Here is a 25,961-nt window from a genome sequence, read left to right as displayed (position 1 = left end):
CCCCATTTGTCACTGAGCAGCTGTCACTGAGCAGCGCTTCGCGCCTGTTCAGCCGAGGGCCGGTGCGACCTCGGCCCAGATGGTCTTGCCGTGCGGGGTCTGGCGGGTGCCCCAGCGCTGGGTGAGCTGTGCCACCAGGAGCAGGCCGCGCCCGCCCTCGTCGAAGGCACGGGCTTGGCGCAGGTGCGGAGCGGTGGCGCTGCCGTCGGAGACCTCGCAGATGAGGGTCCGGTCCCGGATGAGGCGCAGCTGGATCGGGCCCTCGGCGTGCCGGATCGCGTTGGTGACCAGCTCGCTGACGATCAGCTCGGTGACGAAGGCGGAGTCGTCCAGGCCCCAGTCGGTGAGCTGTTTGGTCGCCTGTTTGCGGGCGTCGGCGACGCGGGCGGGGTCGGCGGGCACACCCCAGGTGGCGACGCGTTCGGAGTCCAGGGCGCGGGTGCGGGCCACAAGCAGGGCGACGTCGTCCAGGGGACGGTCGGGCAGCACGGCCTGGAGGACGGAGTCACAGGTGGCCTCCAGGGACGGGCCCGGATGGGCCAGCGCGCGGCGCAGCCGTTCGAGCCCGACGTCGATGTCGTGGTGGCGGGACTCGACCAGGCCGTCGGTGTAGAGGGCGAGGGTGCTGCCCTCGGGCAGGTCGATCTCGGCGCATTCGAACGGGAGGCCGCCCAGTCCGAGCGGAGGGCCGGCGGGCAGGTCCAGGAAGTCGACGTCGCCCTCCGGGGTGACCAGCACGGGCAGCGGGTGGCCGGCGCGGGCCAGGGTGCACCGGCGCGAGACCGGGTCGTACACCGCGTACAGGCAGGTGGCGCCGATGTCCACCCCGGCGTCGTCGTCGCCGTCGGCCTCGGCCTCGGCGCCGAGCCGGCCGACGATGTCGTCAAGGCGGGTGAGCAGTTCGTCAGGTGGCAGGTCGACGTCGGCGAGCGTGCGCACGGCGGTGCGCAGCCGGCCCATGGTCGCCGAGGCGTGCAGGCCGTGGCCGACGACGTCGCCGACGACCAGCGCGACCCGGGCGCCCGACAGCGGGATCACGTCGAACCAGTCCCCGCCCACCCCGGCTTGGGAACTGGCGGGCAGGTAGTGGGTGGCGACCTCCACGGCCGACTGCTCCGGGAGCCGCTGCGGCAGCAGGCTGCGCTGCAGGGCCAGGGCGGTTGCGCGCTCGCGCGTGTAGCGGCGGGCGTTGTCCAGGCAGACGGCGGCCCTGGCGGTGAGCTCCTCGGCGAGCAGCACGTCGTCCTGCTGGAAGCGGTCCGGGCGGCGGCCCCGAGCGAGGACGGCGACGCCGAGGACGACCCCGCGGGCGCGGATCGGTACCGCCAGGACCGAGTGGATCCCGTGCGTGCGGGCGCTGGCCGCCCGCGCCGGGTTGAAGCTGAGCGAGGGCATGAACGCCGGGTCGTCGATGGTGGTCAGCAATGGCGTGCCGGTGGCCAGGCAGCGTGCCATCGGGGAGTCCGCCGGATGGAAGTCGATCTCCTCCGGGGCGACCACGGCCTCGGGGACGCCCTCGTGGACGGACTGGTGGGCGACGCGGCGCAGCGCGATCGTGCCGGTGAGCGGGCCCAGGATCGGCTCGTCGCCGCTGAGCATGGCGCCGAGCAGATCGACGAGCGCGAAGTCGGCGAGCCGCGGCACGAACGTGTTGACCAGTTCCTCGGCGGTGCGGGTGACGTCCAGGGTGGTGCCGATGCGGGCGCCGGCCTCGTTCAGCAGGGTGAGCCGTTGCCGGGCCCAGTACTGCTCGGTGATGTCGAGGACCCCGATCCACAGGGCCAGCGTCCGGCCGGTCTCGTCCTTCAGCGGGGAGATCGAGACGGACCAGGCGCGTTCGCGGGTCTCGGTGGGGACCCGGCGGTAGGTCTCCCGGTGCACCGGCTCGCCCGTCTGCAGGACGTAGCGCATGTACAGCTCCAGCGCCTCCCATTGAGGGCCGGGCAGGACCTCGGTGACGCGCCGTCCGCGGAGGGCGTCCTCGGTGACCCCGCACATCTGGCACATGCGTTCGTTGACCCGCAGGCACCGCAGGTCCGTAGCGTTGATCGCGAGGGCGAAGGCCGACTGGGTGAACGCCCGGTCCGTGAGGGACACGTCCTGTCCGGCGGGCGGCGCGGTGAGAGTGACCAGAAGCCAGCGCAGGGAGCCGTCGCCGTCGCGGCTCGGCTGGGCCAGCAGCTCCACGTCCACGCGGCTGCCGTCCCGGTGCCGCAGCTGGAGGGGGCCGTTCCAGGCTCGCTGCTCGGCCAGGCACTGGCGGGCCGGCGCCGGAAGATCCGCTGCCAGCAGGTCCGCAGCGGGACGTCCCATGACTTCTTCGGCGGCGTGTCCCAGCAGGCGCTCGGCGGCGCTGTTCCAGGACACGATGATGCCCCGCTCGTCCACCACGGCAACGGCGGCGTCGACCTCCGTGCCGGAACCCCCGATGCTCTTATAGGTGTCCATCGCTGCCCGTTCCCGCCCTCGCAGGGGACCCCGGTTGTCGCAGGTCAGGCTACATAACCTACAACAGAGCCCGTCAAATGTACTACAAATTACAATATCTCCATTGCCCTCTGTAACCATGCGTGAGGGCCCGCTCGTCGGCCGCGTTGCGTCAACTCAGCCTGCGCGAGCTCAGCTTGCGGGTGGGCAGTCGGCCTTGTTGTTCTGGTTGCTCGCGACCAGTTTGCCGCAGACCTGCTTGACCTCGGTCGTGCCGTCGGGCCGCACCGTGGCGAGCAGCACCGGCTTGTCCCGCACCTGGTGGCCGCTGGAAAGAGGGCCGAAACGGAGCACGCCGCTCGCTCCGTTGCGCAGCACGTCGCGTTCGGTGTCGTTCAGCGCCGCGAACACCGCGCCCGCCGACGGCTGTGCCCGCTGCTCCCAGAAGACCCGGTTGGCGACGTTCGCGATCAGCGTTGCCGCGTCGTAGCTGACCGCGGCCCGTGTCACCGACGGCCTCTGGTCGGCCGGGGCGTCCTTACCGGCCATCTCCTCGACGGCGGGCTCGTAGTCGGAGTAGAAGGTCTGCGGCGCCTGGTCCCCGATCCAGCGGGGTGTCCACGCTTCGCGGGCGGCCAGCGGGGTGAAGTAAAGCTCGAAGGTGCCCTTGCGGCCGATCTCGACGGCGTTGTCGCTGACGTACTTGGCGATCTCGTCGTCGGCCAGCACCAGCCGCCCCCGCTTGGGGCAGGCGAGTTCCAGGACGTTGACGAACGAGCGGAACTCGTCGGACCGGCCCGCGTAGTAGAAGAGGTCCGGCGGGTTCAGGCAGGCCTGCCGCACGGCCTTGTCGAGCTCACCTGGGTCGCGGTAGGGGAGCATGGTCGCCTTGCCGGGCAGGAACGCCTTCTGGAAGCCGACGGCCAGGTCCTTGCTGTAGAGGTCGTCCGGGTCCCCGTCATAGATCACATCTGCGGTGCGGGCGCGCCTGCCGCCCACCTGGCCATTGCGGGCCCAGTACGCCGCGTGGCGGGCGAGCCTGGCGTTCGGCGGGGCCAGCCGGAAGTAGTAGGGCGAGTAGCTCCCGCCCTGGTCGAGCAGGGCTGTGCCGTTATAGCTGTTGGCCGTGCCGATCAGGGGCAGCGCCGACTTGGCCAGCACTTTGATCGCGTCCTGGGTCTGCCTGCGGCTCTGCTCGAAGCCGATCACCGCCACGATCGAGCGATCCGTCAGGGCGAGCTCGCGGATCTGCTCGGCGACCTGCCCGGCGTGCCGGAACTTGGCGCCGGCGTTGGCCACCAGCACCCGCAGCCGCAGGTTCTGAGTGGCGTCGTTGAACCGCTGCTGCGCGATGGCCAGCCCGACCAGCTCGCCCTGGGCGCCGGCGAGCAGGTCGATCTGCCGGTTCTTGATCGACGGGTCGGCGGTCACGGGGCCGAGATAGACGACCGTGGCATAGGGCTTGCCCGACCGCGCGACCTCGTCGTTCAGCGATTTGATGCGGGCCATCACCGGGGACAGCCGGTTGTCGTTGTTCTTGCCCCGGGAGTTCTCGCCGAAGTGGAACGAGCCGTCGGTGATGCCGATGCACTCGCCGTCCTCCGTCCGCTTGATCTGGAAGGGGGAGCAGTACTTCACCGCCTGCAAGGAGATCACCGAGATGGACGATGCCGCCACCGCGACCATCGCGATCCAGGGCAGGGCTGGATGGGCGATTCGGGGGCGGCGCCGCGCCGGACGTACCGGGGGGAGGTCACCGCCCGGGTCCAGGGTGACGTCGACCCGCAGCTCCCGGCGGAAGCCGAGCGCCCCGACGCGCTGCTGCTCGCGCCGATAGCGGTCCCACAGGCCACGCGCGCCGATGACGTTCTCCGGCTCCCCTGGCCACAGGTCCACGCGGACGGCCTGCGCGAGCCGGTCCACCAGCCGGGGCCCGGACGGGGCGGAGGGGGCGTCGTCGGCGGGCGTGGTCGGATCGACGCCGGCCGTGATCACCAGCGGGTCGAAGTCGGGCAGGGCGCGGTCGCGCTGGTTGTCGGCGCGGACCCGCTCGGCCAGCTCGATGAACGTCACACCGGCATGGCCGGGCGAGAGGTGCTCGAAGACCAGGGCCGGGTAGCGGACCCGTGCCCAGGCGGCACGCCGGACGTCCCGCCGGTAGTTGCGGCGCAGGTCCTCCAGGAAGGCGGCGACCAGCAGCAGATCGAGCTGCTCCCCTTGGTCGTCGGGTTCGACCGGGCGCGGGTCGACGACGCCGAGCGCGAAGCCGAGGAAGCCGGTGGGGTCGCGATCGAAGTAGGGCTGCCTGAGGAACCAGGCGAACCTGCGCACCCCGTACCAGCCGCGCGTCCGCGCGAGGATCTGCACGGTCACGAACGCCAGCCCGACCGCCGCCGCCAGCACGGCCGCCGCGAGGTCCAGGGCGGCCGCGGTGCCGGCGCTGACCAGCGCGACGACAGCGATCCCGATCGGGGCTATCTGTTCGAGGAAGGCCAGGAAGGTCGCAGGCCTGCTGCGGTGCCCCTCGTCCACGTCACGCAGGACGTCGCGGCCGCGGCGGCGGATGACCCGGTTGAGCTCGCGGCGGCGGGCGTTCTCGTTGTCGCCGATGGGAGGGTGGGTCAGTTCCCGGACGAGTTGGTGGTTCTCTCGTTCGGCTGCCGAGGCGTTGCGGGGAGGTGGCCTGTCTCCGGCCAGCCGGATCTCGCGGAGATCGCGCAGCCAGAGGGCCATCTCCAGGAGCGGGAACCGCAGCGGCGGTTCGCCCCTGGGACGGCTGCTGGGCTGGGACAGCTCGCGCTTGGCCTCCCGCAGGACGCCGGCGACATCGGTGGCGGTGGTGTCCGCGGCGATGTGCGAGACCGGTGCCCGCTCGTCCTCGCACCGCTTCGTGAAGATCTCGGCCACCTGGCCGGTGTGGTTGCCGGGGCCGAGCAGGAGGAGCAGCGGGCGCAGCCGCTCGCGCCATCGCCAGGGCGGCCGCCCCCTGAGCCGTTCGAACAGGTCGAGCACTCCGCGCAGCCGGTCCCCGCTCAGAACCCTGTCGCCGTCGCCCGCCATGCAAACGCCTCGCTTCCGCTCTCTTCCCCCGGCCGCTCCCTGCCCAATGGGCTATTCGCCCCTTTTGGTGCATACGACGCGGCCAGCGGAGAGATGGATCAAAAGTTCTTAAGAGTCTCCCTCAAGGTCACGAAAGTGAGGCCCCAGCGATCATTGACAGGATGATCGAGGATCCCGCGCTACGTGCCTGTCTCCCCGTGCTACGTGCCCGTCTGAGCGGGGTCGCGCGGGGTGGCGTGCGAGCCCAGCGGGATGACCAGTGGCGCGCCGGTGACCGGGTCCTCGATCACGCGGGCGGGGAGGCCGAACACCTCCTCCAGCATCGCCTCGGTGAGGACCTCGGCCGGGGTGCCCTGGGTGACCACGGCGCCGTCACGCATCGCGACGAGACGGCGGGCGTAGCGGGCGGCGAGGTTGAGGTCGTGCAGGACCATGACGATGGTGCGGCCGTCGTCGGCGTGCAGGCGTTGTATCAGTTCCAGTACCTCGACCTGGTGGGCCAGGTCGAGGTAGGTGGTGGGCTCGTCGAGCAGGAGCAGGCCGGTGTCCTGGGCCAGCGCCATGGAGATCCACACGCGTTGCCGCTGCCCGCCCGACAGCTCCTCCATCGGCCGTTCGGCGTGCTCCAGCATGTCGGTCCTCGCCAGCGCCGCGTTCACGACCCTCTCGTCGCCGGTGGACCACTGGCGGTACCACGCCTGGTGCGGATGCCGTCCGCGCGCGACCAGGTCGGCGACGGTGAGGCCCTCGGGTGCCTGCGGGGCCTGCGGCAGCACCGCCATCCGCCGGGCGACCTCCCGCGTCGGGAGGCGGGCGATGTCGGCGCCGTCCAGGACGACCTGGCCGCCGCGGGGACGCAGCAGCCGGCCCAGCCCGCGCAGCAGGGTGGACTTGCCGCAGCCGTTGGGCCCGATGATCGCGGTGATGCCGGCGCCGGTGAGATCCAGGGACAGGCCGTCGACGACCAGCCGGTCGCCGTACCCGAGCCGCAGCTCCCGTGCCTCCAGAGAATGAGCGGGGGCGTCCGGGGCGGGGGTCACAGGGGGCGGGGTCACAGGGTCGCCTTTCGCCGGGACCGTACGAGCAGGTAGACGAGCAGGGGCGCGCCGAGGACCGCGGTGACGACGCCGACGGGCAGTTCCACGCCGCCGAACGCGGTGCGGGCGATGAGGTCGGCGCCGACGGTGAGGACGGCCCCGGTGACCAGCGACCCGACCAGCGGGGGCTGGGACGTGCCGGCCAGCCGCAGCGCGATCTGCGGGGCGGCCAGAGCGACGAACTCGACCGGTCCGGCGGAGGCGGTGGCGATCGAGGCGAGCACGATGGCGGCCAGGATCAGCAGCGAGCGGTCCAGGTTCACCCGCAGGCCGAGGCCGCGGGCGGGTTCGTCGCCCAGCCGCAGCGAGCCGAGGGCGAACGCGCCGATCAGAATGGGCGGGACCAGCACGGCCAGGGCCAGCGCGACGGGCCGGACATGCTCCCAGCCGCGCGCGTTCAGGGTGCCGGTGATCCAGGCCATCGCGCGGCTTGCGTCATTGACGTCGCCCAGGGCCAGCAGCCACCACTTGATGTTGGAGGCCACACCGGCGAAGCCGATGCCGACCAGGACGAGCCGGTAGCCGTCCAGGCCGCTCCGCCAGGCCAGCATGTAGACGAGCACGCCGCTGACCAGGCCGCCCGCCAGCGCGGCGAGCGGGATGCCGATCCCGGCGAGCGCGCCGCCCGCGCCGCCGGCGGCACTGCCGGTCGCGACGGTGAGCGCGACCACGACGACGCTGGCGCCCTGGCCGATGCCGAGGGTGTCGGGGCTGGCCAGCGGGTTGCGGGTGATCGACTGGGTGAGGGCGCCGGACAGCCCGAGCGCGGCGCCGACCAGTGCCCCGGTGAGGGCACGCGGCAGCCGCAGCTCCATCACGACGAACCGGTTCTCCGGGCTGCCGAGCAGCGTGCGGACGACGTCGCCGACACCGATCGGGTAGTCGCCGCGACCGATGTTCAGGGCCATCAGCAGCGCCAGGACGGCGAGCCCGGCGGGGACCAGCAGGAGGGGACGGGTCCGTACCCGGAACGACACCGGGCCCGCCCGCAGTGCCCGCGGCCCGGGTCTCGGGTCTCGGGGCCCTGGGCTGGGGGTCTCCTTCACGGTGGTCACAGCCGCATCGCCTTTCTGCGCCGGACCAGCGCGATGAAGAACGGCCCTCCGAGCAAGGCGAGCATGATGCCCACCTCGACCTCGCCGGGACGGGCCACCAGCCGCCCGGTCACATCCGCGGCCAGCAGCAGCGTCGCGCCCAGCAGCCCGGAGAACGGCAGCAACCAGCGATGGTCGGGACCCGACAGGGCACGGGCCAGATGCGGGACGATCAGCCCGAGGAACGCCAGCGCGCCGCAAGCTGCCACGGCGGCCCCTGTCAGCAGCGTGATCGCGGTGATGCCGATGGTGCGGGCGAGCCCGATCCGGTGTCCGAGCGAGCGGGCCACGTCCTCGCCCAGCGCGAGGGCGTTGAGTCCAGGCGCGTTCGCCATCGCCAGGACCAGCCCGACCAGCACGAACGGCAACAGCAAGGGCAGCACGTCCGCGTCCCGGCCCGCCAGCGCCCCTGCCTGCCAGAACCGGTAGGTGTCCATGGCCTGCTCGTCGAGCAGTACCAGCCCGGCGACCAGGCCGTGCAGGAACGCGGTCACGGCGGCGCCCGCCAGCGCGAGGGTGAGCGGTGTGGCACCGCCGCGCCCGGCGCCGCCGAGCACGAAGACCAGCACGCTGGCGGCCAGTGCACCCGCGAACCCGAACCAGATATAGGTGCCCACGCCCGTGACGCCGAAGGTGAAGATGCTCAGCACCATCGCGAACGCCGCGCCCTGCGTCACGCCGAGCAGCCCGGGATCGGCCAGCGGGTTGCGGGTGTGGCCCTGCACCAGCGCGCCGGCCACGCCGAGCGCGGTCCCGGCCAGCAGCCCGAACGCGGTGCGCGGGAGCCGCAGGGATCGTACGACGATGTCCTCCTCGGTCCCCGAGGGGGCGAAGATCGCGTCCCAGACTCCAGCCACCGGGACGTGCCTGGCCCCGATCATGACGCTCGCCAGCGCCGCCAGGGCGGTCAGCATCGCCAGGACGAGCAGCACGGTCGGCCGGTGCCGGAAAACCCCTCGCTGGACCGCCTCAATCAGCACTGCAGCACCGGCTGTCTCTTTCGTCGCAGGTCACGATGTGGTTAGGTAAGGCTCGCCTAAAACAGGCCAGGCTGACCTAAATCGAGAAGGATACTCAAATGAGGACGTCGCCGCTCCGGCGCGCGGCCGCCGGGATCGCCGTCGCCGCACTCACCACCCTCGGCCTGACGGCCTGCGGTTCATCTGGCGACGGCGAGGGCGGGACACCACTGCGCACCGTCCAGCACGCCATGGGCACCACCAAGATCTACAAGGAGCCGAAGCGGATCGTCGCGCTCGACCAGTCCTTCCTGGACGCCGCGATCAGCCTGGACGCCGACGTGTACGGCTACACCACCTACCGGACCATCACCGAGAAGCTGCCCGACTACCTCGGCGAGGCCGGTCGCGAACACGCCTCAAGCGCGCAGCCGGTCGGCACGCTCGCCGAGCCCAGCCTGGAGAAGATCAGCGCACTCAAGCCCGATCTGATCCTCTCGGCCAAGATCAGACACGAGGCGCTGTACGGCCGGCTCTCCCAGATCGCACCGACGGTCTTCACCGAGACCACCGGCGCGACCTGGAAGGACAACGTGCGGCTGGTCGGCAAGGCCCTGGGCAAGGAGCAGCTCGCCGACCAGCGGGTCAAGGCGTACGAGACCCGCGCCCAGGCCATCGGCGCCGCAATCAAGAAGAAGAACGGCAAGCTCCCGTCGATCTCGGTAGTGCGCTTCACCGATGAGCCGACCGTGCGCCTCTACACCGAGGGCAGCTACTCGGGGATCGTCCTCAAGGACGTGGGTTTCCCCCGCCCGAAGGGCCAGCCGACCAGCGACAAGATCGCGGTCGACATGAGCGAGGAGCGGATCAGGGAGCTGGACGCCGACCAGATCTTCATCACCACCTTCATCGACGACTCCGGCAAGGCCCGCCAGGTCGAGACCAAGTTCAAGAACAACCCGCTGTGGGGCCGGATGAAGGGTGAGAAGCGCCAGGTGAACGACGCCACCTGGATGACCGCGGTAGGCCTGCAAGGCGCCCACTCCATGCTGGACGACCTCGCGAAGTTCTTCGAGGTCGACCCGGCACGGACGGCCTGACCACCACGCCGACGTCAGGACGGGCGCGTGCGGCGGGCGGACGGCATGCGTCCGCCCGCCGCGACGCGGGTCAGGTGCGTCGCCTTCGGCGAGCGGCGGCGCGGCGACGACTGATCTCCTCCTGAGCCGCGGTCACGTCACGCAGCCAGGGTGGAGTGTTGCGGAGCAGCTGGGCGATGTGCTCGGCCGACCAGCGGCCGCTGCGCGGGCGAAGACCGTTGATCACGTCGGGAGGTAGGCCGAAGAGCTCCGCCACGGACTCGTCGGAGAGCTGGGAGGCGGCACGAGCGGCCGTGGCGATGGCTTCCTGTTCGGCTCGCCGCCTGCGCTCGGACTCCTCGGCGGCGTGCCGCGCCTGCGTGTACGCCGCTCGTTCCAACTCCACCTGAGCCCTTGCCGCCAGCAGCCAGGACGGCGGTGAAGCGGCCATACGGCGAAGATCGTCGGCGAACAGGTGGTCACCGAGCCGAGGAGAATCCGCGGGGATCATGGTGACGGGCACGCCCAGCTCGCGCTCGACATCCCGAGGCGGGACCAGGCCGTCGGCCAACTCGGCCGCCCTGCCGGTGAGCGCGGTGAGCATCGTCTCCAGCTCCTGGTCGGAGTAGCGGGCACGGCACAGCAGTGCGCTCAGCGCCTTGACGCGCTGGTCCTCGATGCCGCTCAGACGCCGCAGCGGTTTCGGATGCTTGTCCGCGACACTCATCAACGCGATGCACCACAGAAGGATCTGGAGCGGTTCGTCCTCGGGGGTGGGCATGGCGGTCTGGACCTCTCCCGTGCCGCAGCAGCTTGTGCGAGGTTCCGCTTGCGGGTCTGTGCGGCCTTCTTGGCCGCTTGCGAGCGGGAGACCGCCCGTGCGGCGCTGCGAAGCTCGACGTCGGCACGGACGTGGTCGGCCAGGGCGTCGACATCGCGTGCGCGGTAGTAGCGGACGGTGAGGATCCGTCCGTACTTCCGGAGCTCTTCGGTGACCACCGGGGACAGGCCAGTGACGAGTGCCAGCTTCTTGAAACGCTCGACGGGGATACCGAGCCTGGCAGCCGATTCGGTGGCGTTGCACCGGCGCTCACCGGCCAGCACACGCCGGAAGTACTCGATATCGGCCATTGCGGCGTTGACGCTGACGGGGTCGAACGTACGGTCGGGAAGGCGCCGCAGCAGGCCGGTCTCCACTGCCAGCTCCACCTCCCAGACTGCGAGTTCCAGCAGCTTACGGACCTTCTCTCGCCCGAGACCCCGGCGGCTTGCAGTCACGTTTCTCACCTCCCGCGCCACAGTGTGTCACCTGCCACTGACGATTCATCGCGGAGCGTCCGCACTCTCAATACGGGCCGTGCGGAGCCTTCCACCAGGAGAAACGCAGATGTTCAAGCGCATTGTCACGGTGCTCGTCGCGGCGGCCACCGTCGTGGGCCTCACCTCCGCGGTCTCTCCCGCGGCGAGTGGCTGGAACTGCGCCGTCATGGTCAAGCGTCCCGGGCACGCGCGGTACAACGACAAGGTCCCGATGTACCTGCAGATCATGAACTCGCGCTGGGCTGAGGACCGCCAGAAGAACAACGTCGACACCGACCAGGGCAACTTCCGGCGGTACGCCGGTCCGGTGAAGGTGCAGGGCAAGTGGAAGGGCAAGGGCCTCTGCATCAGCATCTTCGCCCTCTACGAGGACGCCGAGGCGAACGGGCAGAAGCCGGAGTGGAACGGGCGCCTTCACAAGACCAAGCTCGCCTGCCGCGCCTGACCCCCCTGCCGCGCTCAGGACACCCGATGACCTGACCATCTGAACGCCCAGTCTCCGCCCCGCCGAGCCAGCGCCCGGCGGGGCGGTCGCGTATCCGGGGGTCGCCCCCGGGCAGAAACGACAATGAGATAGAGGGAAGCGGCTTCGCCGCTGATCATGGACTGCGGTTGATCGGCTTGCGGGCTGTCCGGGTAGACATGATCGCGTGGGGGAAGCTGAACGGGATGTGCGGGTCACGTGGAGCTGCGAGAACGCGACAGACCCTAGCGCGAAGCGCCAGGGTCCTGAGGCTGCGCGGTCGGCCGCCTAGGGAAGCTCGTGCTCGTTCTGCTTCACGCGGGCGACGAAGGCTGACCACTCCGCGGGCGCGAACGCCAGAACCGTACCGCTCGGATCCTTGGAGTCACGCGCAAGGTGCAGTGTCTCTGGGGCTGCGACCTCGACACAGTCCCCGCCGCCCTGGCCGCTGTAGCTGCTCTTACGCCAGGCGAGAGCGACCTCGACACAGTCGCCGCCGCCGTTGAGGAGCCGGCTGACGGCTGTGCCGGACCTGGCGTACCCGCTGGCCGACGAGCCCGGCCTGGAACCGGCCTCGCAACTGCCAGCGACGAAAATGGCCGGCGAGATCCTGACGCGGTAGTTCCTCCGGCGGCTCACGCCGAACTGGGCGACGTCGAGATCGGGCCAGACCAGCTCACCCCGGTCCGCATGTCACAACGCACCTGCGGTACCCACCTGTCGCGACGGGCCGGAGTGCTCATCGGCGGGAACGGCGAGAGATCCCTCTCGCGCGGATGAGCACTCCAGCTCCCGAGCGCTGTCGGTGCCAGATGCGGCTGGCTGACTCACGCAGGAGATTCATGCCCCCAGGCGTTCACTTGAGCTTGGAGTTGGTCACCTTGTAGGTGAACGGCCCGCGCTTGTCGGTGACGACGTCGTAGGTCAGCACCCCGGTGGCCTTCCAGCCCTTCGGGCTCTTGGGGGCGACCTGGTAGCAGTTATGGCCCAGCGGCCGTCCGTCGTTGATCCGGAGGTCGCGGCGGAAGTACTGAGCCACTTCGCACTTGTTGGTGTAGGTCTTCTTGCCCTTGGTGAGGGTGACCTTGAGCACGACCTTATTCGACCTGCCGTCGAGGTGCTTCTTGTCGGCCTTGTTGGGGCAGTACAGGACCCTGAACCTCGTCCGCTTCACGTCCTTGGGGTCCAGGGGGTCGACCTTGGCCAAGCCCACGCTGAGCTTCACCGCCGGGTCGCTGCTCTTCGGGACCGGAATGGACTTGTAGGGCTTCTTCAGGTTGCACGGTCCAGCGGCGGCCTCGGCGGCGTGGGCGGCCTCGGTGGCCTGGGCGGCGGGGGCGATCGCGGCGGTTGTGCCGAGGGTGGCGGCGGTCATCATTCCGGCAGCGAGGTAACGCTGGATCGGACGCACGGCGTTCTCCTGGGGATCGGCGCAAAATCGGCTTATGGCGCGAGCCACTATGCCGATCCGCAGGTCGCCCGGGGTAGGTGCCGCAGGTCCATCGCCGAATGGCCCCAGGGGGCTATGGCGCCTAGGTCACCTGTGAACCCGCGCCAGGTGCGGCGTATCGAACCACCCCCGACGGGGGGTACGGGGAAGCGGAGCCCCCGGCATCGGGATGTTCGCCCTCACTGACCTTGCGTTGCGGCTGGCCGAGCGTGGGAGGAAGGGGTCAGTCCGCCGCGGTCGCCGCGGGGTCGCGGGCGAAGATCTGGGTGCCCGCCAGGCCCTCCGGGCTTTGACGTAGACATCACAGGGAGAATAAATGTCCACGCTGGTATTCGTTCACGGTTTTTGGCACGGCTCCTGGTGCTGGAGCGAAGTCATCCCCCATGTGGCAGCCGCCGGTCGCCTGGCCGTTGCGGTGGACATGGCGGGGCACGGGCTGTACGCCCGCCGTCCTCGGTGGTTCGCCGAACACCCGTACAACCCAGAGGCAGTCAGCACGGAGGTTTCGCCCCTTGCGGGCGTGAGCCTCGACGATGCGGCCGAGTTGCTGACTTCGCAGATCAAGCGGATTGGCGGTGGCGAGCCGGTGACGGTGGTCGCCCATAGCGCCGCCGGCCCCGTACTGACGCGAGTGGCCCAGCAGACGCCCGAACTGGTTGCGCACGCGGCGTACCTTTCTGCGTACATGCCGGCATCCGACGTGTCGGCGGCGGCATACACGCGGATGCCCGAGGCCGCCGATGACCAGGTCGCGCCGTTGTTGCAGGGCGACCCGGCCCAGCTAGGCGCGCTGCGGCTTGACCTCGCCACGGTCGGCGCCTCCCACTCGCCGTTCCTCTCGATGCCCAACGAGGTGGCCGACATCATCACCTCCCTTCGCTGACCCGAAGCCAAACATCAGCCTGGGTCGCGCGTCGCCGCAGGTTGTCAGGCGTGTGCGTGTACTGGCACCTGGGTGCGGCTGTTCGCGGGGAAGCTGATCTCGACGGAGAGGCCGCCGCCCGGGCGGGCGTGTGCGGTGATGTCAGCGCCGTGCGCCGTCGCGATGGCGTGGACGATCGAAAGGCCGAGGCCGTGGTGGCCGTCGCCGCGCGCCGTCCGTCCGCCGAGCCGCTGGAAGGGCTCGAAGAGCCGGCCGACCTGCTGCGGGGGGATGACCGGTCCGCTGTTGACCACCGAGACGGACGCCCGCCCGGTCCTGGTCTGGGTCGCGACTTCCACGTGGCCGCCGGTCACGTTGTGGTGCACGGCGTTTTCGATGAGATTGGCGATGAGGCGTCCGGCCAGCGCGGGGTCGCCTGCGGACGGGGCGGGCGCGATCCGGGTATAGATGCGCACGTCGCGCGCGTCCGCCTCAAGGCTTGATGAGTCGAGGGCCTGACGGGCGAGATCGGACAGATCGAAGGGCTCCTGGCGGTCGAGACCACGCTCGCTGCTGGCGAGCGTGAGCAGGGCTTCCAGCAACTGCCCCTGGTCCTTGCTGATCGCGAGCAATCGCTCTGCGGTCGCCCGGTAGGACTCCAGTGTGGCCTCACGGTCGGTGAGTGTCTCCTCCAGGAGCGCACGCTCCAGGGTGAGCGGCGTGCGCAGTTCATGTGCGGCGTTGGCGACGAACCGCTTGTGCGCGTTGAGGGCGGTCTCCAGACGGCCGAGCAGGCCATCGACCGTGTCGGCGAGGTCTTTCATCTCGTCGCGAGGTCCTATGACGGCGAGCCGTTCGTGCAGGTTACGGGCGGAGATCTGCTGGATCGTGGTGGTCATCGTGCGCAGTGGCCGCAGGGCACGTCCGGCGACCAGCCAGCCCAGCGCGATCGAGATCACCACCATGATCGCGAAAGCGATCCCGGACTGCGTCAGCAAGTCGCGCAGCTGTGCTTCCTTCATTTGATTCAGGTGCTTGCGGATTTCCCGCGCATTGCCGGTGTTGTCCAAGACCACCCACCTGGTGCGGCGCTGGAGCAAGTAAGTGATCGTGAGAAGGACCGCGCCGGAGATCATGAACAGTGCGCCGTACAAGGCCGTGAGACGCATGCGCACGGTCCGGAGTGACAGAGAAGGGGAGACGCTCGGGCGGAGCAGGTCACGAAGGCGCATGGGCATCACCTATCCGGTAGCCGCCCTGCTGGACGGTTTCGATCAGTGGTGGTGGGCCGAGCTTGGACCGCAGCCGGTTCATCGTGGCCTTGACGGTGGTCGTGAACGGGTCGGTCGCCTCGTCCCACACCCGTTCCAGCAGTTCCTCGGCGGACACGACACGGCCGTCGGCGCCGAGCAGGTACTCCAGAACCGCGAACTCCTTCGGGCTCAGCGCCAGGCGCATTCCCGCCCGGGTCGCGATCCGCTGCGCCGGATCCAGCCGCAGATCACCGCGGACGAGGACCGGCGGCAGCGCCGGCTGCGCCCGGCGGCCGAGGGCCCGGATCCGGGCTACGAGCTCGGCGTAGGCGAACGGCTTCGGCAGATAGTCGTCGGCGCCGAGGCTCAGACCCGACACCCGGTCGGCGATCGTGCCGGAGGCGGTGAGCATCAGGACACGGGTACGGCGCGTCCGGCTCACCAGCAAGCGGCACACCTCGTCGCCGTGGACGGCGGGCAGGTCCCGGTCGAGCACGACGACGTCGTAGTCCAGCAGCGAGGTCCGTTCGACCGCCGCCCTGCCGTCGTGGACCACGTCGACGGCCATCCCCTCGCGGCGCAGGACTCTCGCCACGGACGCCGCGAGCTCGGCGTGATCCTCGGCCACCAGCACTCTCATCGTGTGATCAGGATGCCCCCGCCGCGGTCACAGCCGGGTCACAGGAGCTCTGACCGTGGTGTGACCGTCCGTTGTCTAGAAAGGCCTCCAGTCCACTGTTGTGAAGGAGACCACGCATGTACATAGCGAAGCCGAAACGGCCCCTGGCGCTGCCGCTGGTGGCGCTCGCGATCTTCCTGCCGGTGCTCGCGGCCTGCGGTGGATCGGACGACTCTTCCGGCGGTTCGGGTGCGGCTTCTGGCAGCGGTTCGGGTGTGGCAGCGGGCAGTGGTGCCACTGGCAAGGGCAACGACCAGTATCTGAAGTTCGCGCAATGCATGCGCCAGAACGGAGTCCCGGAGTGGCCTGACCCCATTGACGGGACGAAGTTCCGTCTTCCGAGGGGGAGCGATGGCCGACCCGTTATCAACCCCAAGTCGCCGCAGTTCAAGGCTGCGGCGCAGAAATGCGAGTCATTGCGGCCGCCGGGATGGACCTCCCAGAAGAACCCGGCCGCGCAGGCCCAAGCGCTGAAGTACGCGCAGTGCATGCGCAAGAACGGGGTGCCCCAGTTCCCCGACCCCCAGGGCGGAGCACAGGACATCGGTGACGCCAATCCCCACTCGCCACAGTTCAAGGCTGCGGCGCAGAAATGCCAGTCGTTGCGGCCGGCGGGTGGCGGCGGATGAGCACCGATGCCAAGGAGGCGCCTTCCGGTATGCCCGGGGCCAAGGAGGCGCCTTCCGGTGTGCCCGGTGCCGAGGACACCGCCCCCGGTATCCCCGCCCCGGACCGCCGGAAGCCGCGCCGGCGCAGACGGCGGAAGGCGCTCGCCGGGACGGGGGCCCTGGTGCTGCTGGTCGCCGCGGGTGTTGCCGCCGCAGTCATGGATCCCTTCGATGACGGGGACACCCAGCCCGCGTCCTCGACCCAAGGCACTTCGCTGGCTGCCGTACGGGAAGGACCGCTGTCCACGCAGGTGACGCAGAGCGGGACGCTCTCGTACGCGGCCCGTGGTGACGGGACCCCGTACGCCGTGGTCAACCAGGCCGAAGGCGTCTACACCTGGGTCCCCAGCGAGGGCAAGGAGATCGACTGCGGCAAGACCCTCTACCGGGTGGACGAGAAGCCGGTGGTGCTGATCTGCGGCGGCACACCGGCTTACCGCGCTCTGTCAGTAGGCGATGAGGGCCGCGAGGTGCGCTACCTCAACGAGAACCTCGTGAAGCTCGGGTACGCCGAGAAGTCCGAGCTCGATCCCGACTCGGACTACTACGGATCGGAGACCGCGGAGGCGGTCACCGAACTGCAGGATCAGCTGGGCGTCGACGAGACCGGGAGTCTGGGCCTCGGGGAGGCCGTGTTCCTGCCCGGTCCGCTCCGGGTGACGAAGGCGATGGCCAAGGCCGGAACGCGGGCGGCGGCGGGAGCCCAGGTGGCCCAGGCAGCCTCGGCCAGGCGCCAGGTGACGGTGGAACTCGACGCCGGTCAGCAGTCCCAGGTCAAGGTCGGTGACCGTGTCCAGATCACGCTTCCGGACAACAGGACGACTCCGGGCAAGGTGAGCCGCATCGGGACGGTCGCCAAATCCGTTGACGACAAGAAGGACTCGTCGAGCTCCACGCTCCCGGTGTACATCACGCTCAATCGCCCCAAGGACGCGGGGAAGCTGGACGAGGCCCCGGTTCAGGTGCAGATCACGACCGGCGGGGTCAAGAAGGCGCTGACCGTTCCGGTCACCGCGCTCATGGGCAAGGCCGGAGGCGGCTACGTCGTCGAGGTGGCCGACCCGGCGGGTGGCCGGCTGCGCCGTCTGGTTCCCGTGACGCTCGGCATGTTCGACAACGACAACGGGCTCGTGCAGGTGTCCGGGGACCTGTCCGCCGGCGATCAAGTGGTGGTGCCGGCCTCATGAGCACGGCTCACGATCAAGACGGCCGGGCTCCCGCGCTCGAGCTGGAAGGCGTCACCAAGATCTACGGAGGACAGCCACCCGTGCCCGCGCTGCAGGGCGTGAGTTTCACCGTCCGCCACGGCGAACTGGTCGCCATCGTCGGGCCGTCGGGGTCAGGCAAGACGACGCTCCTGCACGTCATGGGGACCCTGGAGCGGCCTACCGACGGGTTGATCCGGATCGACGGAGTCGACGCGGCGGGGCTCGGCGACCGGCAGCTCGCGGCATTGCGCGCCCGCAGCATCGGGTTCGTCTTCCAGCAGTTCTTCCTGGCTGAGCACTCCACTGCCCTGGAGAACGTCGCGAACGGCCTCCTGTACGCGGGAGTTGAGGTCGGCGAGCGACGGCGCCGTGCCGCCGACGCACTCGATCGAGTCGGGCTCGCGCATCGCCGCGACTTCCGTCCCACGAAGATGTCCGGAGGTGAGCGCCAGCGCGTGGCCATCGCCCGCGCACTGGTGGGCAAGCCGGCGATCGTGCTCGCCGACGAGCCGACGGGCAACCTCGACAGCACCACGGGCGCCTCGATCCTCGAACTGCTGCGAGAGCTCAACGCCGATGGCGCGACGATCATCATGATCACGCACGACGGCGACCTGGCCGCGCGATTGCCTCGCCGGATGCACGTCCTGGACGGCCGGATCATCTCCGACGACAGCCCCACCTCCTTCGCGGGTGCGGGTGCGTACAGCGGACCAGGAGAGGTGGAGTGACATGCGGATCCCATCCCATCTCGTGCCGGCACGCTTGCGCGCTGGAGACCAGGCCCGGGTGGCGAGCGCAGGGCTGCGTGCCCGGCCGCTGCGGGCGGGGCTGTCCGCGCTCGGAATCGCGATCGGCACCACGGCGATCGTCGCGGTCCTCGGGCTGTCGTCGTCGTCCCAGGCCGGTCTGCTGGCGGAGATCGACCGGCTCGGCACGAACCTGCTGACCGCCAAGACCGGCCAGAGTTTCACCCAGGAGGAAGCGGTCATGCCGGTCGCCGCGCCCGCCCGGGTGTCGCGGCTCGGGTCCGTCGAGGAGGTGGCGCATACCGGCACGGTCAGCGACGCGAAGGTGTACCGGAGCCCGTTGATACCTCCGATCAGTACCAACGGGCTGAATGTCCAGGCGGCGAGTCTGAACCTGCCGCAGGTGGCCGGCACCGGTGTCGCCCATGGCCGCTGGCTCAACGAGGCGACGGCGACGCAGCCCGCCGTCGTGCTCGGCGCGGCAGCCGCCGAGCGACTGGGGTTCAGCCGCGTCTATCCCGGGCAGCGAGTGTGGCTGGACGGGCAGTGGTTCTATGTCGCCGGGATCCTCACCCCTGCGACGCTCGCGCCGGACATCGACACAAGCGCCCTGGTCGGATATCCGGCGGCGCGGCGCTACCTCGGCCACATCAGCATGGCTCGCGGCAAGCCGGCGGACGGCCCGCCGAGCACGCTCTACGTACGGTCGACGACCGACGCGGTCGAAGAGGTGCAGTCGGTGCTCGCGCAGACCGCGAACCCGGAGGCTTCGAACGAGGTCAACGTGAGCCAGCCCTCCGATGCGCTCACCGCCCGTGCCGCAGCGAAGGGAGCGTTCAACAGCCTGTTCCTGGGACTCGGCGTGGTGGCGCTGATCGTAGGGGCGGTCGGCGTGGCCAACATCATGATCATCTCCGTCCTGGAACGCCGCTCGGAGATCGGCTTGCGCCGTGCGCTCGGGGCGACGCGGGGACAGATCCGTACGCAGTTCCTGGCGGAGGCGATCATGCTGGCGGTGCTCGGCGGTGTGGTCGGCGTGGCCGCCGGGGCCGTGGCGACCGCGGTGTACGCCGGCGCCAAGGACTGGACGGTCGTCATTCCCGCCGAGGCATGGGCGGGCGGTATCGGCTCGGCCATCGTCATCGGCGCGATCGCCGGCCTGATGCCCGCGCTGCGCGCCGCCCGGCTCTCGCCAACCGAGGCCCTACGTACCGCCTGACCCTTCCGCAGTGAGTCGAGGCGAATCCACCCTTGGCGATCTCCAACTGGGTGGATTCGCCACGAGTCAGCATGATGATCGGCAGGCCGTGGTCGAGCACCCACCACCTAGGAGCCGGAGAGCAGACCGAGGCCAGCGCTCTCCGCTGGCGACGGCATGCACGGAGTAGCCCTGCTGGGCTCAACACGAGGCGCAGTCCGTCGCGCACCGCAGCATCGTCGACATGGCCTCCACGATCGCGGTGCCGCCCGTGGACTGCTCACTCGGGTGCGGATCTGGTACGGAGCCATCGAATTCCGGTCACTCGACGCGGCACACGGATCGTCGACCGGGGAGGCCGTGATCAAAGCGCGCGTCCTGGCCGTCACCCGGCTCGTCACGGTGCTGCTGGTGCCGATTGCCTTCTGCCGTGCGCCGGGCCGCGCTCGCTTCCTGGCCTGCGGTTTCCCGCCGAGGATCTGCGCGGGCTGACACCGGAAACGCTGGCGGCGTTCACCCACGCGCGGGCCGAGGCGTTCTGGCGCGACCGGCAACTGATCGGCCTCACCTCCGGATATCGCGACGCGGCACAACAGCACCAGATCTTCACCGCCGAAGTGCGCCGCACCGGCTCGGTGACCGCGGCACGGCGCCGGGTGCTGCCACCACAGGAATCCAGCCACGTACGAGGACTCGCACTCGACGTCCGGCCGACCGAAGGCGCACGGTGGCTCGAACAGCACGGCGGACGATACGGGCTCTACCGCATCTACGACAACGAGTGGTGGCACTTCGAATACCGCTCGTCCGCCAGCGTCCGCTTGCCCACCATTGGGGCGATGGCCTGCCGGACGATCCCCTCCGGCAGCTTCAGCCCAGCCTCGGCGACCCGCAATGTCAGCCGGATCTGCCCCGGAGCAGCGGCGGACCGATCCGCGTCACCTGCTCCAGCTTTGGGTTATTTCGGCTAGCAGTGTGTCGGTGCTCAGCGGACCCGGATCCTCCTTCAGTTCCTGCAGGAAGCTGCGGCCGACGCTGGCAGTGAACCGACGCTCGAACGTAGCCTCTCCAGCGCCCATGATCGGCTCAACCCTCGTTGTCCTGGGCGGCTCGATCTCACCCTCACAGCAGCGCATTGCGCAGGGGGCCGTACGAGCCGGCAGCTCCAGGTAGCTCCCATGACGCCCGTGCGGTCGCGGTGATCAGGTGGCCTTGCCGCGGGCGATGTAGAGGTTCATGTCGGTGAAGTCGAGGGTGACGTTGTAAGGCTTGTAGAAGGGGTGGAAGAAGGCGCCCAGCGTGTCGAAGCCGGAGCGAGAAGGTCTGCTGACGGGGTTCGCGCTGCAGTAGATCCCCTTGGCGGCGGCGTCGCCGAGGCGGATCTCCTTCGGGTAGCAGGGGTAGACGACGACTGGGTGGCTGTGGCCAAAAGTCTCCAATGGGCGGTCGTAGTCGATGCGGACCCGCAACCGCTTGGCCGTTTCCTCGGACATCACCGCGGCGGCTTCGCTGACTCCGCCGATGGACAAGCCCACCACCTGTGGGCCGGAGCCGGCGACACTGCCGGTGCTGTGCACCCCATGCTCATTGGCCAGCCACAGTGGCAAGGGCTTGGCGCCCGCACGGGCGGCGGCGGAGCGTGCCTTCCTGGCCGTTTCGGGGGTCCGGCGGCGCAGGATCAGCGACCGGCCCGCGTAGTCGAAGGTGGTCAGCAGGTGGTAGAAGACCCACGTGCCGATGATGCCGTCGTTGGGTCCCCCGGGGTCTTGCTGGTCGGTCTCCGACCATTCCACGGGGATGTTGCGCAGTTCGATGTCGCCTAGCTTGAACGAGTCCAGCACCCCGAAGTACTGCCACGCGGTGCCGTTCAGGTAGTCGATCTGTTGCTTGGCCACGGCGGTCAGCCCGGCTTCCTTGGCTACTTCCGCGGACATGCCCAGCCACGGGGCGCCGGTGTAGAACATGAAGCGCTTCGGCGGTCCGCCGTTGACCGAGGCCTCTACCAGGGGCGTCGGGTCCGTCTGCAGCCATGGCAGCCGCGAGATGTCGCCGTGGATCTGGTACGGCGTGCCGCGGACCGCCCCGAACCATTTGGCGCGGACGTCGCCGCCGACCGCTTGCCAGCGTGGTATGGCGAGGGAGAATTTGTCCTGCCGCATGTAGCAGTCGCCCAGGAGCTGGTTGGTTTCCTTGTCGCTGGGGGCCAGGTTGAGGGCCATCGTGAGGTATTTCTCAGCCTCGGGGAACTTGTTGGCCAGTAGCCCGACATGGCCGCGCCGGCGGGCCGCGTGCACGTTGCTGGGGTCTTTCTTCAGGATCTCCTCGTACGCGCGGCCGGCCTGTTCGAATTTCCCGGCCTTGAACAACGCGTCCGCGTCACCGCTGTCGGCTTGCGCCGTGGCCGCCTTGCCCAGCAGTGGTGTGGTCGCGGCGGCACCGGCCACCACGGCGGTGCCCCGCAACAGCGAACGCCGGTCCCATTCTCCGTCATCAGCCACGGCCTTCTCCTTTGTGATCACCTTCCGCCCCGCAAACTTTCTAGCCAACGGATGGTCACAGCACGGTGCCGAAGACTGTGACCCGGCTGTGACCCAGGTCTGCGGCCAGAGTCGGGTGGTGCCGACGTTGGCAGTGGCCAGTTCGTTCTCCCCACGTACGGGACTGCCGTTCGCAGATTGCCGTTAGTTGGTCGGCTGCCGGTGGTTGGCGGCTCCGGATGGCCGGGCGGCTCCAGGCGGTCGGGTGGGTCCGGATAGCTGGGCGGGTCCAGGTAGTTGGGCGGCCAGGCGGTTGCGCAGGTCGGTCAGGCGGGCGATCTCGGCGTTGAGGGTGGCCAGGCGGCGTTCGGCGATGCCGGAGGGGCGGGAGCAGGCGCCCTCCGGAGCGCCGTATGCAGGAAGTGCGTCGCCGTTCAGCAAGGCCAGGCGGTCGGCGCAGCCTCGCAGGTCGGCGACTGTCAGGCCGAGGGAGAGGAGCTCTCGAATGACGCGTACGCGGGCGACCTCCTCGGAGCCGTAGCGGCGTTGCCCGGTGGCGGTGCGCCGGGGCGGGGGCAGCAGACCCTGCTGCTCGTAGAACCGCAGGGCGCGCGGGGTGGTGCCAGCTGCCGCCGCGGCGTCGCCGATCCGCATCGGACCTCCTGAGTCTTTAGAGGGCGACCACGACGGTGCCCAGGTGCTGGCCGCTCATCATGTCGTGCAACGCCTGTGGCGCGGCTTCGATGCCCGGGACGCTGACGTAGGGGAAGGTGATGTCGCCGGAGCCCAGCCAGCCGGCGAACCGGTCGAGCCACTGCGACCGGATCTCCTCGTCGCCGCCCCCGCTGTAGCCGCGCATCGTGATCTGCTTGCCGATGAGCATGTACGAGTCCAACTCGACCGGCGATGTCGTGCCCGTGCCGGACGGCGAGAGTTGCCCGGACAGCGCGCCGACGAGGACGAACCGGGCGCCCTTCCGGGCTGCGATCACGGCTGCCTGCAGCTCCTGGCCGCCGACGTTGTCGAGGACGACGTCGATGCCGTCGGGCGTGGCCTTGGCGAGCTGCTCGGTGATCGGCCCGGCGCCTCGGATCACGGCGGCGTCGTAGCCGAGCTCGTTGACCAGCCGGTCGCCCTTCTCCCGCGAGCCGGTGCTGCCGATCACGCGTCCGGCGCCCAGCAGCCGGGCGATCTGCCCGGCCATCGAGCCGACCGAGCCAGCCCCGCCGGAGACGAACACGGTGTCGCCGGGCTGCACGCCGGCCCCGCGGGTCAGCGCCCCGTACGCCGTGGCCCCCTGCGCCAGGTACGCGACGGGATCGGGCAACGTGTCGGGCAGCGGTGTGCACTGGCCGGCGGCCGGGGTCGCGTACTCGCGCCATCCCAGCCAGTGCGAGACCAGGTCGCCGGGCTCGAACGCGACGCCCTCCGGCGCGCTGACGACCTCCCCGATCGCAGCCCCGAAGAGAGTGTCGCCCGGGAGCAGCGGCGGGAACGGCGCGCCTTCCTGGCCGCCGCCGATCAGCGTGCGCAGGGCGGCGAAGACATGGAAGAAGCGGTTGCGGACCAGCACCTCGCCCTCCCCGGGGATCGGCAGCGCCGCCTCGACGATCTCGAAGTGTTCCGGCCTCGGCAGGCCACCGGCGGGCTTGCCGGCGAGTCGAACTTCTCGGTGGGTACGGGGCAGGTCGGGCATGATCGCATCTCGATTCTGGACGGGCGGCGGGGACGTCCGGGGCGTCCGTACGACTGCGCGACGTTAACCCTTGACCCGTACGTCAAAGGCAAGCCGTGGCGATCACAGCAGGCGGCGCCAGGCATTCTTCGGACTCACCGGGGTGGCCGAAACCTCGGCCTCGCGCGGGGAGATCTGGCCCTGATCGAGGTGTCAGAGACGACGCGGCGATCCCGGCCGCCGAGCGCGCGGATCGCTACATCCGGCTGGCGATCGCGCACCCCGGTGACCGAGCGCCACACTCGCTGGCCGATCGCTACACCTCGCTGGCGGATCGCTACACCTCGCTGGCGGATCACTACACCTCGCTGGCCGCCCCGCTGGCCGATCGCCACGCCCCGCTGGCCGATCGCTACACGTTGCTGGCGGACCGCCACGCCCCGCTGGCCGATCCGTAGACCTCGCTGGCGGATGGCTACGTCGGGCTGGCGGATGGCCACGTCCGGCTGGCGGGCTGGCTCGGCAAGCTCGTGGCGATCAGCCGAGTCCTGTGTGCCTTTCCCACCGGCTGCCGACTTCCCCACGCTGAGGGGCGCGTTCCTGTCTCGCAATCCCCGGCTCCTTTGCGGGCATATATTTGTACTATGGTACAAGTAGTACGATAGTTCAATTATCGTCAGAGGGAGCTGCGATGAAGGCGGGGCAGTCCGCACGTGCCGGGTGGCGAGAGTGGGGCGGCCTCGCACTGTTGGCGTTGCCGACCATGCTGCTGGGCCTCGACGTGACGGCGCTCTACCTCGTCGTTCCGAGTCTTGCCGCGGACCTGGGCCCCACCGCGACGGAGACGTTGTGGATCATGGACGCCTACGGCTTCTTCATCGCCGGCTTCCTGATCACAATGGGGACGTTGGGTGACCGCCACGGACGGCGCCGCCAGCTGATGATCGGAATGGCTGCGTTCGCTGCGGCCTCGGTCTGCGCGGCCTTCGCACCCAGCGCCCTCTGGCTGATACTGGCGCGGGCCCTGCTCGGGGTGGCCGGGGCAACGCTGATGCCCTCGACGTTGTCTCTGATCAGCAACATGTTCACCGACGCGCGGCAGCGAGCCCTGGCGATCGGCGTGTGGGCCACGATGTTCGCGCTGGGAATGGCCGCAGGCCCGGTCGTGGGCGGTGTGCTGGCGGCCGGCTTCTGGTGGGGCGCGGCCTTTCTCATCGCGGTGCCGGTCGCTGTGCTCGTGCTGGCCGGTGCACCGGCGCTGCTACCGGAGTTTCAGACCCGTGTCGGCCGGCTCGATCTGCTGAGCGTGGGGTTGTCCCTGGCGGCGATGCTGCCGATCATGTACGCGATCAAGCATGTCGCGGCCCATGGTCTCGACGTCCAGGCGTTGGCCGCCGTCCTTGCCGGTGCCGGCTCGGCAGTCGCCTTCGTCCGTCGCCAGCTGCGCCTGAAAGAGCCGCTGCTGGATATGAAGCTGTTCACCAGCCGGGCCTTCTCGGCGGCCTTGACGGTCCTGTTGGTCGGCCTTGTCGGTTTTGGGGGAGTGATGTTCCTGGTCACTCAGTACCTGCAGCTCGTCGAGGGCCTCTCACCGACGGTGGCTGGGCTGTGGATGGGACCGCCCGCGCTGGCCATGCTCGTCGGGGCAATTGGTGCGCCGCTGGTGGCCGGTCGTGTATCGCCTGGCGTCGTCATGGCCGCCACCTTGGCGCTGTCGCTGCTCGGGTACGTCTTTCTTGCCCTGGCCGGCACAGACAACAAGGTGATCGTGGTCGCTGGATTCGCGTTCGTCTACCTCGGGCTCGGTGTCATCGCCGCACTTGGCACCGACATTGTCGTGGGTGCGGCACCAGCAGAGAAGTCCGGATCTGCCGCCGCGCTATCGGAGACCGTCCAAGAGCTCGGCATCGCTGTGGGGGTGGCGCTCCTTGGCAGCCTCACCACGGCGATCTACCGGACCACGGTCGAGGTTCCGTCCGGGCTGGCCCCATCCGCAGCCGAGGCGTACCGCGACAGTCTCTCCAGAGCATCGTCCGTCGTGACCCCACTGCGAGCCGGGGTTCTCGAAAACGCGCGAGCCGCGTTCACCAGCGGGCTCAACACCGCCGCCATCGCAGCAGGAATCGCCATAGCGGCTGCTTCGGTGGCCTGCTTCGTGAGCCTGCGCCACGTGCGGCCCCTTGGGGGCGCTGAGGCGGAGCCGATAGCCTCGACTCGCGGGAGCGGCGATGGCTGGTGAGACG

Annotated in this window: 25 protein-coding genes; 11 read left to right on the top strand and 14 right to left on the bottom strand. The window is 69.8% G+C overall.

Features of this window, described 5'->3' with window-relative positions:
* Positions 1 to 48: 48 nt before the first annotated feature.
* From ACH34W_RS26050 to ACH34W_RS26030, 5 genes are all read right to left on the bottom strand, one after another.
* The gene (locus ACH34W_RS26050; RefSeq protein WP_395963662.1) at positions 49 to 2,448 is read right to left on the bottom strand and encodes a SpoIIE family protein phosphatase; all 2,400 of its coding nucleotides are present in this window, start codon (positions 2,446 to 2,448) and stop codon (positions 49 to 51) included.
* A 171-nt stretch (positions 2,449 to 2,619) separates the two neighbouring features.
* Entirely contained in the window at positions 2,620 to 5,487 is a 2,868-nt protein-coding gene (locus ACH34W_RS26045) for an ABC transporter substrate-binding protein (protein ID WP_395963661.1), read from the bottom strand.
* Between the two features lie 200 nt (positions 5,488 to 5,687).
* A complete protein-coding gene (locus tag ACH34W_RS26040) occupies positions 5,688 to 6,542 on the bottom strand; it encodes an ABC transporter ATP-binding protein (RefSeq protein WP_395963660.1) in 855 nt (284 codons plus the stop codon).
* A complete protein-coding gene (locus ACH34W_RS26035) occupies positions 6,539 to 7,639 on the bottom strand; it encodes a FecCD family ABC transporter permease (RefSeq protein WP_395963659.1) in 1,101 nt (366 codons plus the stop codon). The genes ACH34W_RS26040 and ACH34W_RS26035 overlap by 4 nt, the downstream gene beginning before the upstream one ends.
* On the bottom strand, positions 7,636 to 8,658 hold the full coding sequence (locus tag ACH34W_RS26030) for a FecCD family ABC transporter permease (RefSeq protein WP_395963658.1): 1,023 nt from the start codon (positions 8,656 to 8,658) through the stop codon (positions 7,636 to 7,638). The genes ACH34W_RS26035 and ACH34W_RS26030 overlap by 4 nt, the downstream gene beginning before the upstream one ends.
* A gap of 98 nt (positions 8,659 to 8,756) precedes the next feature.
* Here ACH34W_RS26030 and ACH34W_RS26025 point away from each other — a divergent pair, with 98 nt between their 5' ends.
* Positions 8,757 to 9,737, top strand: coding sequence for an ABC transporter substrate-binding protein (locus ACH34W_RS26025; protein ID WP_395963657.1), 981 nt, complete (start codon positions 8,757 to 8,759; stop codon positions 9,735 to 9,737).
* Positions 9,738 to 9,807: 70 nt separating this feature from the next.
* On the opposite strand, the gene ACH34W_RS26020 is transcribed toward ACH34W_RS26025, so the two are convergent.
* Positions 9,808 to 10,497 (bottom strand): hypothetical protein, encoded by a 690-nt coding sequence (locus tag ACH34W_RS26020; RefSeq protein ID WP_395963656.1) that lies wholly within the window; start codon positions 10,495 to 10,497, stop codon positions 9,808 to 9,810.
* Positions 10,443 to 10,994 (bottom strand): hypothetical protein, encoded by a 552-nt coding sequence (locus tag ACH34W_RS26015; RefSeq protein WP_395963655.1) that lies wholly within the window; start codon positions 10,992 to 10,994, stop codon positions 10,443 to 10,445. The genes ACH34W_RS26020 and ACH34W_RS26015 overlap by 55 nt, the downstream gene beginning before the upstream one ends.
* Before the next feature lie 109 nt (positions 10,995 to 11,103).
* Here ACH34W_RS26015 and ACH34W_RS26010 point away from each other — a divergent pair, with 109 nt between their 5' ends.
* Positions 11,104 to 11,481, top strand: coding sequence for a hypothetical protein (locus ACH34W_RS26010; protein WP_395963654.1), 378 nt, complete (start codon positions 11,104 to 11,106; stop codon positions 11,479 to 11,481).
* Between the two features lie 306 nt (positions 11,482 to 11,787).
* On the opposite strand, the gene ACH34W_RS26005 is transcribed toward ACH34W_RS26010, so the two are convergent.
* Both ACH34W_RS26005 and ACH34W_RS26000 read right to left on the bottom strand, forming a co-directional pair.
* Positions 11,788 to 12,138, bottom strand: coding sequence for a DUF397 domain-containing protein (locus ACH34W_RS26005; protein ID WP_395963653.1), 351 nt, complete (start codon positions 12,136 to 12,138; stop codon positions 11,788 to 11,790).
* A gap of 217 nt (positions 12,139 to 12,355) precedes the next feature.
* Complete coding sequence (locus tag ACH34W_RS26000; RefSeq protein WP_395963652.1) at positions 12,356 to 12,910, bottom strand: hypothetical protein; 555 nt, start codon at positions 12,908 to 12,910, stop codon at positions 12,356 to 12,358.
* Between the two features lie 355 nt (positions 12,911 to 13,265).
* Here ACH34W_RS26000 and ACH34W_RS25995 point away from each other — a divergent pair, with 355 nt between their 5' ends.
* Positions 13,266 to 13,832 carry an alpha/beta fold hydrolase gene (locus ACH34W_RS25995; protein WP_395963651.1) on the top strand — a complete coding sequence of 189 codons (567 nt, stop codon included), beginning with the start codon at positions 13,266 to 13,268 and terminating at the stop codon, positions 13,830 to 13,832.
* Between the two features lie 44 nt (positions 13,833 to 13,876).
* On the opposite strand, the gene ACH34W_RS25990 is transcribed toward ACH34W_RS25995, so the two are convergent.
* Both ACH34W_RS25990 and ACH34W_RS25985 read right to left on the bottom strand, forming a co-directional pair.
* On the bottom strand, positions 13,877 to 15,043 hold the full coding sequence (locus ACH34W_RS25990) for a sensor histidine kinase (protein ID WP_395963650.1): 1,167 nt from the start codon (positions 15,041 to 15,043) through the stop codon (positions 13,877 to 13,879).
* Positions 15,030 to 15,704: a response regulator transcription factor gene (locus ACH34W_RS25985; RefSeq protein WP_395963649.1), complete on the bottom strand. Its 675-nt coding sequence runs from the start codon at positions 15,702 to 15,704 to the stop codon at positions 15,030 to 15,032. The genes ACH34W_RS25990 and ACH34W_RS25985 overlap by 14 nt, the downstream gene beginning before the upstream one ends.
* A gap of 116 nt (positions 15,705 to 15,820) precedes the next feature.
* On the opposite strand from ACH34W_RS25985, the gene ACH34W_RS25980 reads away from it, so the two are divergent.
* The 6 genes from ACH34W_RS25980 (at position 15,821) to ACH34W_RS25955 (ending at position 20,537) form a co-directional block, all read left to right on the top strand.
* A complete protein-coding gene (locus ACH34W_RS25980) occupies positions 15,821 to 16,372 on the top strand; it encodes a hypothetical protein (protein WP_395963648.1) in 552 nt (183 codons plus the stop codon).
* The gene (locus ACH34W_RS25975; protein ID WP_395963647.1) at positions 16,369 to 17,598 is read left to right on the top strand and encodes a peptidoglycan-binding protein; all 1,230 of its coding nucleotides are present in this window, start codon (positions 16,369 to 16,371) and stop codon (positions 17,596 to 17,598) included. Before ACH34W_RS25980 ends, ACH34W_RS25975 begins: the two co-directional genes overlap by 4 nt.
* Complete coding sequence (locus ACH34W_RS25970) at positions 17,595 to 18,350, top strand: ABC transporter ATP-binding protein (RefSeq protein ID WP_395963646.1); 756 nt, start codon at positions 17,595 to 17,597, stop codon at positions 18,348 to 18,350. The genes ACH34W_RS25975 and ACH34W_RS25970 overlap by 4 nt, the downstream gene beginning before the upstream one ends.
* A 1-nt stretch (position 18,351) precedes the next feature.
* Entirely contained in the window at positions 18,352 to 19,587 is a 1,236-nt protein-coding gene (locus ACH34W_RS25965; protein ID WP_395963645.1) for an ABC transporter permease, read from the top strand.
* A 267-nt stretch (positions 19,588 to 19,854) separates the two neighbouring features.
* Positions 19,855 to 20,058 (top strand): hypothetical protein, encoded by a 204-nt coding sequence (locus ACH34W_RS25960; protein WP_395963931.1) that lies wholly within the window; start codon positions 19,855 to 19,857, stop codon positions 20,056 to 20,058.
* Positions 19,992 to 20,537: a M15 family metallopeptidase gene (locus ACH34W_RS25955; protein ID WP_395963923.1), complete on the top strand. Its 546-nt coding sequence runs from the start codon at positions 19,992 to 19,994 to the stop codon at positions 20,535 to 20,537. The genes ACH34W_RS25960 and ACH34W_RS25955 overlap by 67 nt, the downstream gene beginning before the upstream one ends.
* A 231-nt stretch (positions 20,538 to 20,768) precedes the next feature.
* On the opposite strand, the gene ACH34W_RS25950 is transcribed toward ACH34W_RS25955, so the two are convergent.
* The 3 genes from ACH34W_RS25950 to ACH34W_RS25940 all read right to left on the bottom strand — a co-directional run bounded on the left by ACH34W_RS25950 (position 20,769) and on the right by ACH34W_RS25940 (position 23,739).
* On the bottom strand, positions 20,769 to 22,064 hold the full coding sequence (locus ACH34W_RS25950; RefSeq protein ID WP_395963644.1) for an aspartyl protease family protein: 1,296 nt from the start codon (positions 22,062 to 22,064) through the stop codon (positions 20,769 to 20,771).
* 183 nt (positions 22,065 to 22,247) lie between these two features.
* Complete coding sequence (locus tag ACH34W_RS25945) at positions 22,248 to 22,697, bottom strand: MerR family transcriptional regulator (RefSeq protein ID WP_395963643.1); 450 nt, start codon at positions 22,695 to 22,697, stop codon at positions 22,248 to 22,250.
* Between the two features lie 16 nt (positions 22,698 to 22,713).
* Entirely contained in the window at positions 22,714 to 23,739 is a 1,026-nt protein-coding gene (locus ACH34W_RS25940; protein ID WP_395963642.1) for an MDR family NADP-dependent oxidoreductase, read from the bottom strand.
* Between the two features lie 95 nt (positions 23,740 to 23,834).
* Between ACH34W_RS25940 and ACH34W_RS25935 the strand changes: the two genes are divergently transcribed.
* Together ACH34W_RS25935 and ACH34W_RS25930 are read left to right on the top strand one after the other, a co-directional pair.
* A complete protein-coding gene (locus ACH34W_RS25935) occupies positions 23,835 to 24,176 on the top strand; it encodes a hypothetical protein (protein ID WP_395963641.1) in 342 nt (113 codons plus the stop codon).
* Between the two features lie 233 nt (positions 24,177 to 24,409).
* On the top strand, positions 24,410 to 25,957 hold the full coding sequence (locus tag ACH34W_RS25930) for an MFS transporter (protein ID WP_395963640.1): 1,548 nt from the start codon (positions 24,410 to 24,412) through the stop codon (positions 25,955 to 25,957).
* Positions 25,958 to 25,961: the final 4 nt, after the last annotated feature.

The sequence above is a fragment of the Actinomadura sp. 6N118 genome (genome assembly GCF_044326415.1).
Classification (GTDB): Bacteria; Actinomycetota; Actinomycetes; order Streptosporangiales; family Streptosporangiaceae; genus Spirillospora.
This window is presented reverse-complemented; position numbering and strand designations above follow the sequence as displayed.

Coding starts and splice junctions, on each gene's coding strand:
- ACH34W_RS26020 (WP_395963656.1), bottom strand. CDS start 10,497: ATGCCCACCCCCGAGGACGAACCGCTCCAGATCCTTCTGTGGTGCATC.
- ACH34W_RS25945 (WP_395963643.1), bottom strand. CDS start 22,697: ATGCGGATCGGCGACGCCGCGGCGGCAGCTGGCACCACCCCGCGCGCC.
- ACH34W_RS26025 (WP_395963657.1), top strand. CDS start 8,757: ATGAGGACGTCGCCGCTCCGGCGCGCGGCCGCCGGGATCGCCGTCGCC.
- ACH34W_RS26010 (WP_395963654.1), top strand. CDS start 11,104: ATGTTCAAGCGCATTGTCACGGTGCTCGTCGCGGCGGCCACCGTCGTG.
- ACH34W_RS25985 (WP_395963649.1), bottom strand. CDS start 15,704: ATGAGAGTGCTGGTGGCCGAGGATCACGCCGAGCTCGCGGCGTCCGTG.
- ACH34W_RS25980 (WP_395963648.1), top strand. CDS start 15,821: ATGTACATAGCGAAGCCGAAACGGCCCCTGGCGCTGCCGCTGGTGGCG.
- ACH34W_RS25995 (WP_395963651.1), top strand. CDS start 13,266: ATGTCCACGCTGGTATTCGTTCACGGTTTTTGGCACGGCTCCTGGTGC.
- ACH34W_RS25990 (WP_395963650.1), bottom strand. CDS start 15,043: ATGCGCCTTCGTGACCTGCTCCGCCCGAGCGTCTCCCCTTCTCTGTCA.
- ACH34W_RS25975 (WP_395963647.1), top strand. CDS start 16,369: ATGAGCACCGATGCCAAGGAGGCGCCTTCCGGTATGCCCGGGGCCAAG.
- ACH34W_RS25970 (WP_395963646.1), top strand. CDS start 17,595: ATGAGCACGGCTCACGATCAAGACGGCCGGGCTCCCGCGCTCGAGCTG.
- ACH34W_RS25965 (WP_395963645.1), top strand. CDS start 18,352: ATGCGGATCCCATCCCATCTCGTGCCGGCACGCTTGCGCGCTGGAGAC.
- ACH34W_RS25930 (WP_395963640.1), top strand. CDS start 24,410: ATGAAGGCGGGGCAGTCCGCACGTGCCGGGTGGCGAGAGTGGGGCGGC.
- ACH34W_RS26045 (WP_395963661.1), bottom strand. CDS start 5,487: ATGGCGGGCGACGGCGACAGGGTTCTGAGCGGGGACCGGCTGCGCGGA.
- ACH34W_RS25940 (WP_395963642.1), bottom strand. CDS start 23,739: ATGCCCGACCTGCCCCGTACCCACCGAGAAGTTCGACTCGCCGGCAAG.
- ACH34W_RS26050 (WP_395963662.1), bottom strand. CDS start 2,448: ATGGACACCTATAAGAGCATCGGGGGTTCCGGCACGGAGGTCGACGCC.